The following is a 12,380-nucleotide window of genomic DNA, read 5'->3' as shown; positions in this document are numbered from 1 at the left end:
CGACCAGGGTGAAGAAGGCCAGATAGTGCCATGCCGTGCGCGATTCCGGCCCGCAAGCGGCATGGAAACCCGGGCGCCGCACGGCATCGCTTTTCCTGCCTGAAATCGCCACCTAGGCGCTGGACAGGCCGAATTCCCGTGCTATAACCCACGCGCTTTCAAGGGGCGCCCACGGCGCCTCGATGAATTCCGGCCTGCGAGTTTTCGTTTGCCGGAACAGGCCCAGATAGCTCAGTTGGTAGAGCAGCGGACTGAAAATCCGCGTGTCGGTGGTTCGAATCCGCCTCTGGGCACCATCCCCTCTTCTCTCAACAGTCTCTTTCGCCGAAGCTTCAACGCTTCTGTCCCGGCAATTAGCTGAAATCCTTACTGATTTTGGCGCGTAAAGCGCAATTGGTCGGGTTTTGTGGAATTTCGGCGCAGTTGGTCCAATGAGGCGGGGGGCTGGTATTTTCGCTGGTATTGGAGATCCTGATGGTATCGATGCAGCCAAATGGATGTCCCGAAAATGGCCCTTTCCGACGTAAAATGCCGAAATGCCCGACCCGTTTCCAAGCTCGTGAAATTGTCTGACGGTGGCGGGCTCCAGCTTTGGGTGCAGCCTACCGGATCTCGCCTGTGGCGCCTCGCCTATCGTTTTGGCGGCAAGCAGAAGCTTCTTGCGTTGGGCAGCTATCCTCTCATCTCCCTCGCGGAGGCACGCGAGGCGCGCGATACCGCCAAACGTCTCCTCCTACGTAGCATCGACCCCGCACAGGAGCGTAAGTCGCAAAAGGCTTCGGCGGAGAACACCTTTCGCTCAATCGCCGAGGACTATGTCGACAAGCTGAAGAAGGAGGGACGTGCCGACCGGACCATCACCAAGGTCAAATGGTTGCTCGACTTTGCGTATCCAACGTTTGGGGACAAAAGCGTTCGGGAGATCGATCCTGCCACAATTCTTGCCGCTCTCCGGAGCGTGGAGGTTCGCGGTCGATACGAGTCGGCCAGGCGACTGCGCTCCACCATCGGCAGTGTGTTTCGATATGCAATCGCAACCGCGCGCGCCGATGTAGATCCGACGATCGCCCTGAGGGGCGCACTCGTCGGTCCGACGGTCACGCCGCGTGCCGCGGTTACCAATCCTAAGGCCTTGGGAGGCTTGCTGAGGGCGATCAATGCATTTGACGGACAGCCTACAACCCGAGCCGCCCTAAGGCTGATGGCCCTGCTGTTTCCCCGCCCCGGCGAGCTGCGCGCGGCCGGATGGGACGAGTTCGATTTCGAAAGCTCGGTGTGGAGCATCCCTGAAGGACGCATGAAGATGCGACGGCCGCACCGCGTACCTCTTTCCAGGCAGGCCGTCAGCGTCCTGACCTCACTTAGAGAAATCTCTGGTGGTGGATCGCTGTTGTTTCCTAGCGTTCGATCGGTTTCGCGTCCGATTTCCGACAACACGCTTAACGCCGCCCTGCGCCGGATGGGCTATGGCAAAGAAGAAGCTACGGCGCACGGTTTTCGAGCAACGGCATCAACTCTGCTAAATGAATGCGGAAAGTGGCATCCGGACGCCATAGAGCGGCAGCTGGCCCATGTTGAAAACAACGACGTTCGTCGCGCCTACGCCCGGGCAGAGCACTGGGACGAGCGCGTAAAGATGATGCAATGGTGGGCCGATTATCTGGATGAAATCGAGAGCAAAAATGCACGGGAGAAAATTCCCGGCGGTTGAAGACCGCCAAAACTGGACGACCTATGGTCTGGCGAACCCAATGACCAAGACGAAGAGTGCTTTGAAGCGCTGTACCACACTGTACTGATTAAACCCTGCGTCCGCTTTCGGATGCATCAACACTGTCCAAAAATTTCCAGTGAGCACCTCAGCTGTGCAAATGGACTCGGAATCAGCAAGACACCGCTGAGCCGGTCAGGTACAGCAACCCCGACGGCCTTGGCGAATGTCAGTGATATGGGGTGAGTGCACCGTGGAAACTGGCGGCACCGTCATCAACCTTGCCCACCTCAATTGCGTCAGCCACTTCCGGCAATAACAGACTTGATCGAACCTAAGCAGTGATTGAGCCTACATCCTCTGGTGTTATTCCGTCGTAGAAGACTCGCAAAATATATCTGTCGAATGCGCTGAGGGCGTCAACTTTCAGAGCTGCATCTATTCCGCGAGTGCGCATCAGATTGAGTGCGCTGCGAAGGTCTAAATCACCATTGGAAAAATCGACGAAGCCTGCTCGGTGAAGCTTTCTTGAGATCATTCGAGGTAGGCCATATTCTTCTAAATGATGAACCGCCATGGGAAGAAATGCATGGCTCACTTTACCGATGAAACCTCCGATGTCCGCCGCGGGGTTGACAATAATTTTGTAAAGCTCGTTGACATCACTTAATAGCGCCGAAAGCTTGAACGTTATATTGCGCTCAATCTGAAAGAACTCCTCTATGTCGATCGAATGAGAAGAGAGTTGGCGGAGTATCGCAGGAATCTCCATAGTCCAATTGTTGGCCAAAGCCCTCGTTACGGCGACGACTTTCGAGTACTGCGCGTCCCAGCCCGACGGTTTCAATCCGATTACTTTATAGAGCATTCGATCCCAGTGTGCAGGATTGTTGGAATTGAGATACCCAAACCCCTTCCATTCGTCGGGGTGATCTTCCATATCTTTTGCGAGCTTCAGTAAGAAATCTGCGTCGCTGTCCTGAAGCAAATTGTCTCGCTTCAGGCGCGCAAAGTTCTCCGCGCCAATGATGTCCGACATCTGACGCTTATACTCTACCACCCTCTCAATCTGCCGGTCTGTCAGACTTTCTCGGTCTTGGCTCTCATCCAGCCCCCCGAGGACAGTATCAGGGAATTCGATCTGTAGCTGCGTATCCTCTTCTGCTGGAGGAGCATCAAGGAGATAAATATGACCCACAAAGTGCTTAAACATGCGGCCGCCACGACCGATAATGTTTTTGTACGTAAAGTCTTTGAGGTTGTTCTGTCCGATCTTACTCTTCCAGATTACCACATTCTGCGCAGAGGTGTTTACACCCTCAATGATGGATGACGTCGATATAATGCTGTCAAAGCCTTTGTCGTGTTCAAAAAGCCGTACCTGTAATTGGCTCAAACAACGGTGCATCCGCCCGTTGTGCACTCCGATGCCCCGCTCGGCGAGGTCGGCCATGGACCAATTTTTTTGATAATTGGTTCGGAGCCAGCGCGCGAAGTGATTGGTATGAGGCCGGTCAACTTGGTCCATTCGTTCAATGGCGAGTGCAGAAATCTTCCTAATCTCCGCATAAGTTCCTGCGTAGATTAGTGACTTTTGCGCTCTTGGCGATATAATTGCAAACAGTGCGTCTGCCTTCTTTGTAGCATCACTTCCTATTTCCTTGTACAACTCATGCTTATCAAGGAAGACGGTATTGAAATCAAGAAGTTCTATGAACTCCATATCGCGCGTAAATACATTATCTGCCATTTTTTTTATGTTTGGTGCAAGATAATAACGCTGCTCGGAACGCCGAGACAATTGAATGATTGCCTTAATAAGAGACGGAGCGCGCTCTTTATCATGAACAATGCTGGCTTTGTAGAACTCGTCAATTACTAAAAGGTCAATCTTCTTTAGCCGTTTGACATATCCAAAGGCTCGCTCTTGGGGAAAAATTAATATGTTTCGGTCTTCCAACGGAGCGTCGGGAGCAGTGACGATGCCGTATTCTCGGGAGAACTTCTTGTACAATCGGCGACGGGTCTCGTCCATCAATGCAATCGTCGGAACAATAATCACAACAGTTTCTGGCCGTTTCGCTGCTATGAAAGCATCGATGACGAAGCTTTTGCCAAAGCTCGTCGGCGCACTGACTGCTATGCTCTTCCCGTTAAGCAGTTTCGATAATACCGTTGACTGCTCTCGATGCAAAGTAGCGGTTCTGTTTCCTACATCCACGGCAAAAGCTTGATAAACAAATTTTTGATCCCATGAGGCGCTCTCAATTTGGAGGTAGGGGAACAGACCTGTCGATCGGATTAACTGGTTCAGAACTTGCGGATATGGCACCTTATTTTCATCAAGAGCGCTCAACAGCTTAATCAGCAAGTTCCTGGCCGCGAGATCGTTTCCACTTTCAATAAGGTCATTTACCTCCGAGCATGCTGAGAACACTTCCATCAATCTGCGCCTTTGTAGAACGACACCGCACCCAAGAAGGCATCTACGATGGTCTTTTTATCAGGAACCGGAAATAATATGATGTGAAAGTTAATGTCGGCGTATTTATGTATCGTCGACGACTTAGCAACTTGTTTTGCGAAATACGCCCCTGCCCTTTCAGTATGATGAGCAATAATCGCGTTTCTGTAAGACATAGATAGGTCTGAGCACGCCTCAGTTTCGGCACATTGATGAATTATGAGAATAGGAACATGAATCTTGGATTTTAAGTGGTCAATTGACGTTTGGCTGCTCAACGCCTGTTTGATTTTTTCCCGCAGAGGTTCGGCCATGATCAACTGATCGAGGTCCGAAACATTTGTTATTATAGAGTTTTCTTTTTTTAGCTTTCCAGTGTCGAGGCTGGCGTATACAGAGTTCACCACGGCGTCTAAGCGGGCGTCCGCTATCGAGTTATAGAACTTAGCCTCGCCGAACCAGAGAGTGAAGTCGTTGGCATCCTCATTGACTACGATGTGAACGCTGTCAGCGCCTTTCGCGTTGTCTTGGACATTCTGCTTGTAAAAGATCTTTGGCACCACAGGCAGCGCTTTGTAGTGATTCCTCATCACTCCGTACAGAAAAACCTCTGCAATTTCGCTTCCCTGTCCGACCTCATCCTTATCAGTGAGTCTCAAGTTCCGCGCTGCTGCCACCAAGCCGGAATGGCTTTGATCAGCCAACGCCAAACGTTCTCTCTCAGATAAGGCCGTTTGGGCGATGTTATCCCAAAGGTAGTTTTGGAACCGACTGTGCCGCCACTTTCCATCTTCGAAATCGTTGATCAAGCTCAGGACGCGCTTATTCAATAAGCTCTTGAGTTGAGTGACGTTCGTTATCTTGGCCAGTGAGTCGTCGATAAGTGTGTCAAACCCGATGCTGACCATCAGGCGGATCGCCTTGGAAACTGTTTTAAGGTCATCTGCCACGGCCGAGAGGCAGCTGCTTCTGAATTCCCTTCGGATTGATCCTCCGCAATGTGCATCGGCGCAAACTCCCCCATTTCCCCGTTCCCATCTGGGCTCTCAAGAAAACAAGCAGGTGTCAAGCGCAACAAAGCAGGTCTGCCCCGCAGATATTCTCATGTGGCGGACCTCAGCGAATTATGCGAACACTTCATAAATGAACAAACAGAGAACATAGAGACGGGTCAAGCACCAGACGGCGTTCTGACTATCGAGCGGTGCAGGAGTCCTTCAGCTTTGAGGTATCGACGCCGCGGGCGCGACCTTCTCCCGCCTCAGTTTTAGTAGCTTTTGCCCGAGACCATTCAGTCGGCAATCGGCCGGTCGCGGCCGCAGTCTTTCGAATACCTGACGGTCAGGGCCCGGGGATCGAAAATCGGCGGCTGAATTACCGACAAGGGTCGGATGCCGAAAGGCTGCTACCCGCTAACCGCGACCCCATAGCGGACTGCCCAAACGCGACTCTAAACGCAACTCTAGTGTGGCTCGCTGATCGCCATTCGCGGCGCAAAGGCGTCCGCCGACCTGCCGCACTTCCAAGCTTCCTCCCGTGATCCACAGTTCACACGTTGCTACCAGTTTACGCCGCACGAACTAGTCAGGTCGCTTCCGCTTAGAGAGGCTCTTCTTATTTTTAAGCCGACACGATCTCCTCGCTGCGAAATAGCAACCAGGATGCAACTTTGTGCTTCGATAACAACACGCCAGGAGTCTCAGGAGTGAGGCAGCGCCCATGAAAAGTGATGCAATCTCGTATCCCCCACGAGGGCTAACTCGTGAGGAAGCAGCTCGCTACATCGGTGTCGGATCAACGCTTTTTGATGAAATGGTCGCCGATGGGCGCATGCCGAAGCCCAAGCGCATCAACAGCCGCGCTGTATGGGACCGTGGCTCTCGACATAGCTTTCTCCTCGTTGCCGGATAAAGATAGCGGTCTTCAACAACTGCTGGAAAGAAGCAGACGCGACAGAGAAAGAAGATAGCTCGTTTGCGTATACGCTGCACGCGTAGTACGATGATAGCCCGTGGGGAAGACATGACGTGAACGAGAATGAGAAGCTTGCGCAAGACGTGAAGGCATGGCGGGCCAAGGAAGGGTTCAATGCCGGAGCCGCGGCCAAGGTGCTGGGAATACCGAAGCGCACCTTTGAAGGTATAGAGCAAGGAAGGGGCTTTCCTTACCCGGTGCTCCTGCGCATTGCCATCGAAAGTAAAACCCTTTCGCTACGGGCAAATCTGAAAGGGTCCCGCACTGAAAGGAGCATTTGATGGCTCGGCCATTTAAGGACGCCAATTACCCTGGGGTATCTTCGCGCCTCAAGAACGGCAAGCTAATCTATCGCTACCGCGCAAAGGGCATGCCTGAAATCCGCCTTCCCGGTAAGCCTGGAGATCCCGAGTTCGAGGTGGCTTACGAGAAGGCTACGCAGGGCCAACACAAGAAGGCAGTTATCATCGATTTGCCCGGTCGGGCACTACCAAAAACCTTTGGCCATGCCGCGCGCCGACTTGAAACGACAATGGAGTGGCTGGATTTTGATGAAGCAACGCAGCGGAAGAATGGGCGACTGATCGAGCGTTTTCTCAATCTACGGATCGATCCCAACTACCCACTCACCTGGGGCGATACTCCTGTTGAACATCTCGATGCGGATCGGCTTCGAGCCATAATTGAAGGCATCTTCAGAACAAACCGTACGGTCGCCAAACACATGTTGGTGGCCATCAAGAAGCTTGTATGGGTCGCGACCGACATCGAAAAATGGATAAAGCCGCAGGACGATCCCTCGTTGTCCATCCGCGTGCGAGTGCCCAAATCGACCAAGAACCCGGCCTGGCCGTCCGCGATACGCGAAAGGTTCGAGGAGCGACACCCCATCGGCACAGCCGCACGCACCTGCTATGCACTCGGCTTCTGGCTTGGAAATCGTCGCGGCGATATCGCAGCTCTTGCGTGGGATGATCTTTTAACGGAAGAGATCGAACTGTTCGACGGCTCACTGGTGCTAATCGAGGCCTTTGATTTCCGCCAGAAGAAGAACCGCAACCGCCATGGCGGGCGCGAGATGTTCATTCCAGTCGTAGACAAGTTAGCAGCGGCCTTGGAGCCGCTTGATCGCTCGCAAGGCGGCACTGTCTTAAAGAACGCGTATAGCAGGTCATTTTCGGAAAAGAGCCTGACGGGCATGATGCAGCACTGGACGCGGCAGGCTGGAATTCCTAGCGGCTACACACTCCATGGTCTGCGCCGCACCTTCGGCACCTACCTCGCTGAATGCAACATCCAAGCGCGGGCCATCATGGAGGCGATGGGCCATTCTTCCATGACGGTAACAGATGAATATGTGCGTGAGGCTAACAAGAAACGGATCGCGGTTGATATTGCTCGCGCCATCAACGAGCGCGAGGCCAAACGCGACGCCATGAAGCGACGGGCAAACCTCCGCATCGTCAGATAATCAAATCGAGTCGGAACAAACCGGGACCACGGTCTTTGCTTTGGGCCCATAATGGGCCCAAAACGTTTTGGGCCGAGGGCACTTTTTGTCAATAAATTCAATGGTTATGGTGGGCCCGGAGGGACTCGAACCCCCAACCAAGCGGTTATGAGCCGCCGGCTCTAACCATTGAGCTACAGGCCCCACGCGGGCTGGATTAATGTTTTTCGCATCGCGGCACAAGGCTTTCCCGACGGGCTTCCCCAGATCGCCCAAATCAACCCATAATCGCGCTCTACGCGACGTCTGCGACTTGATCGCAGACCAAGGAGATTTTCATGACCAGACATCTTTTGCCTCTCGCGCTCGCCGCTGCAATCGCTTTTCCGGCGATGGCTGGAGCCACCGATCTGCCGACGCCGCCCCGCATCATCGTGTCGGGCGAAGGCGAAGCAACCGTGGCCCCCGATCTGGCGGTCCTGACGCTGAGCGTCATGCGCGAGGCCAAGACCGCGCGCGCCGCGCTCGACGCCAACAATGACGCCATGGCCGCCGTGATCGCGGCGATGAAGTCCGCCGGCATCAAGGACCGGGACCTGCAGACCGCCGGCATCCAGATCAACCCGCGCTACAACTACACCAACAAGCCGGACGGCAGCCAGGAAGCCGAACTCGTCGCCTATCAGGTGACCAACACGCTTTCGGTGCGGGTGCGCGATGTCGACAAGACCGGCGAGATCCTCGACAAGGCGGTGTCGCTCGGCGTCAACCAGGGTGGCGGCATCGCCTTCACCAATGACAACCCGGCAGCCACGGTCACCGAGGCGCGCAAGAAGGCGGTCGCCAACGCCATGGCCAAGGCCAAGACGCTGGCGGAGGCCGCAGGCGCCAGCCTCGGCCGGGTGCTCGAGATATCAGATCAGAACATTGCGCCGGCGCCGATGCCGATCAACGCCAAGGCCTTCGATGCCGCGGCGGGTGGCGCGGCTCCCGTGCAGGCCGGCGAGAATTCCTACAATGTCCAGGTGACCGTCACCTTCGAACTGAAGTAAGCGGCTCTGAGGATCCGTGGCTGGGTCTTGCCCAGCCACCGATGCATCACCAGCCAATAGCGCGCATGAAAAACCCCGCGGGATTGCTCCCGCGGGGTTTTTTCGAGCCACACCCTTCAAACGGAAAGGGGCTCCGCTAGTCCCAGCTGATCTTGCTAAAGATCATGCTGCCAGGCTGACCCTCAAAGAGGGGTCGGCCTTAATTGTCGAACCTCAGCGATAGATAACCGGGCAGCCGCGCTCGTTGGCGAACACCACCACGACACGGTCGCCGTCCTGACGGCCCGCCACCTTCACCGTCCGCCGGTTGACGTCGACGATCCGGACCCGGTGGAGGCCCATGCGTTCGGCCTTGTCGAGGGCGCGGTCCGGCGAACAGCCACGGCGCCAGTCGCCGCGGCGTTCATCACGGCGATGGCGATAACCGTCGTCACCGGTATAGACGCCGAAACGCGGGTCGTTGTTGTTGCCGAAGCCGAGATAGAGGCTGTCGGCGTGGGCGGGAACGGCCGCCAGCGTGCCGAGACCGACCAGGGCCGAAAGGGCTGCCGTCTTGATCGTGTTGAACATCGTCTTCTCTCCTTTTTGCGGGCCTTCGCCCGTCCTCGTGAACCGATGGGGGGAGAATGCGCCTGCCTGTCTGAACTCTTTACGAACCTGCCGTTCATCTCCGGTTCATATGGCGGGAAAAGGAAAGTTCCGGCCATTCGCCATCCTCCCCAGCCCTTGGTGAAGGCCGGAATGCCTGAATCGGCGCCCGATTCCGACCCCCCGCGGATTGGCCAAATGCCTTCGAACGTAGGGCTGTTGCTCGCCGCGGCTGGTCCTACGGCTCCTCGTCCAGCACATAGTCAAAATAGTCTTCCGGCTCGGCAAGATCGGTTTCACTCGCCTTAACCCGGCCGCGCATCGAGATGCCGGCTTCATGCACGGTCTCGGCGCTGCCAGACACCAGCCGGTGCCACCAGTAGAGGTCGCGGCCCTCGGCAACCAGCCGATAGGCACAGGTACTGGGCAGCCAACTGATGGTTCGCACATTCTGCGGCGTCAGCCCGACGCAGTCGGGAACGCGCGCCAGCCGGTTGGCGTAGTCCGAACAGCGGCAGGTCTCGGCGTCGAACAGCCGACAGCCGACGCTGGTCCAGTAGATCTCGCCGGTGTCCTCGTCCTCAAGCTTTGACAGGCAGCATTTACCGCAGCCGTCGCACAGCGATTCCCACTCGGCCGGGTTCATCGCCTCCAGCGCCTTGGTTTTCCAGAATGGCGTTTCCATTTCCCGGATGTGGCCCCGGCCGCGGGCAAGGTCAAGCGCGGCAATGGTCGCAATTGCGGCTATCGCCAGGTGAATGACATGAAGTTGCCTTCAAAAGGTCGGTCAATCGCCCCGTACGGCCTCTATCCGTGCCAGACTGGAACCAATCGGCACAAGATCGGTTTCGGCAAGGATGGGACCCCACAAGGAGAATTTCGATGAAACGCCAACCACGGATTCTGGCAGGCACCGCACTTGGCCTGTTGATGGCATCCGCGCCGTTGGGCGCGTTCCCGCTTCAGGGAAGTGTCGCGTCCGGTCTTGCCCAGCGCACGGCAACCCCATTCATCCTGGCGCAAGCAGCATGCGCCGAGGGCGAATCGGCCGAGGCCTGCGCGCAGAAGCAGCAGGCGGAACCCGAACAGAAACACGAGCGCAAGAAGGCCGAGCCTGAACAGCAGGCCGCGCCTGCCCAGAGCGAGCAGCCCGCCGAGGAGCAGCAGCCACGCCGGAAGAAGCGCGACCAGCAGCAGCAGGCCGAGCAGGCGCCCGCCGAACAGGCCGCTCCCGCCGAGGAACAGCAGCCGCGCAGGAAGAAGCGTGATCAGCAGCAGCAGGCCGAGCAGGCGCCGGCCGAACAGGCAGCACCCGCAGAGGAACAGCAGCCGCGCAGGAAGAAGCGTGATCAGCAGCAGCAGACCGAGCAGGCGCCGGCCGAACAGGCAGCACCCGCAGGGGAACAGCAGCCGCGCAGGAAGAAGCGTGATCAGCAGCAGCAGACCGAGCAGACGCCGGCCGAACAGGTCGCGCCAGCCAACGACAATCAGCCCGGCGAGCAGGCCCAGCCGCGCAAGAAGAACAGGCAGGATCAGCAAGCCCAACCTGAAGTCGCCCCGGCGCCGAAGGAAGCTCCCGCTGGAGAGGCGACGGCCCCTGCCGGCGAGCAGCCGGCGGCCCAAGGTGAGCAGCCCCAGGACACGACGAAGAAGCACGGCAGGAAACCTGTTGGCGAGCAGCCGGCGACGGCCGAACAACCCGCCACCGGCGAACAACCGGCCAATGGTCAGACGGCAGCACCGGCACAGGGCGAAAACCCGGTGCAGGGCGAAGCACCGGCCGATCCAAACGCCGCTCCCATCCTGGACAGCCAGAAGGACGCCGAGCGCAGGGGCGGCGGCCGCAAACGTGGCGACAAGAATGCTCAGCAGGATGGCGAGAAGCAGAATGGCGGGCAAAATGCCCAGCAAGGTGGCGATCAGGGCCGCAAGCCGGTGGCTGCTCCCATCGAGCAGGGTCCGCCGCCCACCGACGACAGGGCCGCACAGCAGGAGATCAAGCCCGAGAAGATCGTCCCGGTGACCGAGGAGAAGGGTACGCGCGTAGAGCGTGCGCCCGATGAGATCGCCCGCGATCGTCGGCGTCCGAAAGGCGTCGACGTCGTCAGGAAACTCGGCGATCGCGTCATCCTGCAGTTCAACAACCAGACATTTGTCCAGAGCAATGACGCCCCGCGCGTCACCCGCGGTGCCAAAGAAGTCTACTATGAGGATCTGTCGGGCGATCGCACCCGGGAAATCGTCGAGCGTGACAACGGTGTCCGGATCGTCACCATCCGCAACCGCTATGGCGACGTTATCCAGCGTTCGCGCATCGCGCCGGATGGACGCGAATATGTGCTGAGCTATGTCGACGAGCGGCACTATCAAGATGACAGCGACTGGCGTGATCCCGGCGACGACCTGCCGCCGATGCGGCTGACCATCCCGCGCCGGGAATACATTCTCGATTCCGAGGACGTCGAGAGCCCCGATGACTACTACGAGTTCCTCGAACAGCCCCCGGTCGAGAAGGTCCAGCGCCTCTATTCGATCGACGAGGTCAAGCGTTCGGCCCGCGTGCGCGACATCGCACGTCGCGTCGATCTCGACACGCTCAACTTCGAATTCGGTTCGGCCTCCATCTCCGACACCGAGGTGCAGAAGCTCGAGGGCGTAGCGACGGCCATGGAGAAGCTGTTGAAGAAGAACCCGGCCGAGACCTTCCTGATCGAAGGTCACACCGACGCGGTCGGCACACCGGAGGCTAACCTCGCTCTTTCCGATCGCCGTGCGGAAGCGGTGGCGGAGGCTCTGACCAATGCCTTCGGCATCCCGCCGGAAAACCTGACGACACAGGGCTATGGCGAGGAGTATCTGAAGGTCAACACGGCGGCGCCCAACCGCGAGAACCGCCGCGTCGCCATCCGCCGCATCACCTCGCTGGTGGCACCGGTCGCCAGCAACAATTAGGTCATGATTTCAAAATCATGACCCGGTTTGTGGAATCGGCAAGAGAAGCATCCACCCCCGGCACAACCGGGGGTGGATGGATGTGCGGGGTTCAACAAGAATTGTACGGGCGTTAGACACGGCTCATTGAATCGCGAGCGCAGCCACCCCAGATTCGGTGCTGGGCGTTCCCTGCCCCGTCCCGACTCC

The 12,380-nt window shown here is 57.2% G+C and carries 9 protein-coding genes, 2 tRNA genes and 1 pseudogene; 7 read left to right on the top strand and 5 right to left on the bottom strand.

Annotated elements, in window-relative coordinates; translation table 11 throughout:
* The first annotated feature begins 220 nt into the window (after window positions 1-220).
* Both AC0L2D_RS26205 and AC0L2D_RS26200 read left to right on the top strand, forming a co-directional pair.
* Window positions 221-296: transfer RNA gene (locus AC0L2D_RS26205), tRNA-Phe, on the top strand.
* A gap of 212 nt (window positions 297-508) precedes the next feature.
* Entirely contained in the window at window positions 509-1,711 is a 1,203-nt protein-coding gene (locus AC0L2D_RS26200; protein ID WP_473543176.1) for a tyrosine-type recombinase/integrase, read from the top strand.
* Between the two features lie 334 nt (window positions 1,712-2,045).
* Here AC0L2D_RS26200 and AC0L2D_RS26195 read toward each other — a convergent pair whose 3' ends face one another.
* Window positions 2,046-4,154, bottom strand: coding sequence for a DEAD/DEAH box helicase (locus AC0L2D_RS26195; RefSeq protein WP_473543075.1), 2,109 nt, complete (start codon window positions 4,152-4,154; stop codon window positions 2,046-2,048).
* Window positions 4,154-5,125, bottom strand: coding sequence for a HamA C-terminal domain-containing protein (locus tag AC0L2D_RS26190; protein ID WP_473543073.1), 972 nt, complete (start codon window positions 5,123-5,125; stop codon window positions 4,154-4,156). Before AC0L2D_RS26190 ends, AC0L2D_RS26195 begins: the two co-directional genes overlap by 1 nt.
* A gap of 769 nt (window positions 5,126-5,894) precedes the next feature.
* Between AC0L2D_RS26190 and AC0L2D_RS26185 the strand changes: the two are divergent.
* The 3 genes and pseudogenes from AC0L2D_RS26185 to AC0L2D_RS26175 all read left to right on the top strand — a co-directional run bounded on the left by AC0L2D_RS26185 (window position 5,895) and on the right by AC0L2D_RS26175 (window position 7,620).
* Window positions 5,895-6,144, top strand: a pseudogene (locus AC0L2D_RS26185) (helix-turn-helix transcriptional regulator).
* Window positions 6,145-6,202: 58 nt separating this feature from the next.
* Complete coding sequence (locus tag AC0L2D_RS26180) at window positions 6,203-6,430, top strand: helix-turn-helix domain-containing protein (RefSeq protein WP_473543071.1); 228 nt, start codon at window positions 6,203-6,205, stop codon at window positions 6,428-6,430.
* A complete protein-coding gene (locus tag AC0L2D_RS26175; RefSeq protein ID WP_473543069.1) occupies window positions 6,430-7,620 on the top strand; it encodes a tyrosine-type recombinase/integrase in 1,191 nt (396 codons plus the stop codon). The genes AC0L2D_RS26180 and AC0L2D_RS26175 overlap by 1 nt, the downstream gene beginning before the upstream one ends.
* Window positions 7,621-7,727: 107 nt before the next feature.
* Here the strand turns inward: AC0L2D_RS26175 and AC0L2D_RS26170 are convergent.
* Window positions 7,728-7,803: transfer RNA gene (locus tag AC0L2D_RS26170), tRNA-Ile, on the bottom strand.
* 134 nt (window positions 7,804-7,937) lie between these two features.
* On the opposite strand from AC0L2D_RS26170, the gene AC0L2D_RS26165 reads away from it, so the two are divergent.
* The gene (locus AC0L2D_RS26165) at window positions 7,938-8,651 is read left to right on the top strand and encodes an SIMPL domain-containing protein (RefSeq protein ID WP_013530175.1); all 714 of its coding nucleotides are present in this window, start codon (window positions 7,938-7,940) and stop codon (window positions 8,649-8,651) included.
* A 213-nt stretch (window positions 8,652-8,864) separates the two neighbouring features.
* Here AC0L2D_RS26165 and AC0L2D_RS26160 read toward each other — a convergent pair whose 3' ends face one another.
* Window positions 8,865-9,221: a hypothetical protein gene (locus AC0L2D_RS26160; RefSeq protein WP_013530174.1), complete on the bottom strand. Its 357-nt coding sequence runs from the start codon at window positions 9,219-9,221 to the stop codon at window positions 8,865-8,867.
* A 256-nt stretch (window positions 9,222-9,477) separates the two neighbouring features.
* On the bottom strand, window positions 9,478-9,924 hold the full coding sequence (locus AC0L2D_RS26155; RefSeq protein ID WP_027163439.1) for a YcgN family cysteine cluster protein: 447 nt from the start codon (window positions 9,922-9,924) through the stop codon (window positions 9,478-9,480).
* A 197-nt stretch (window positions 9,925-10,121) separates the two neighbouring features.
* On the opposite strand from AC0L2D_RS26155, the gene AC0L2D_RS26150 reads away from it, so the two are divergent.
* Window positions 10,122-12,191, top strand: a complete 2,070-nt coding sequence (locus AC0L2D_RS26150; protein ID WP_473543066.1) for an OmpA family protein — start codon at window positions 10,122-10,124, stop codon at window positions 12,189-12,191.
* Window positions 12,192-12,380 lie beyond the last annotated feature (189 nt).

The sequence above is a fragment of the Mesorhizobium sp. WSM4833 genome, from assembly GCF_055811095.1.
Note: the sequence above shows the minus strand (reverse complement) of the source record. Positions and strands in the feature narration are given on the sequence as shown.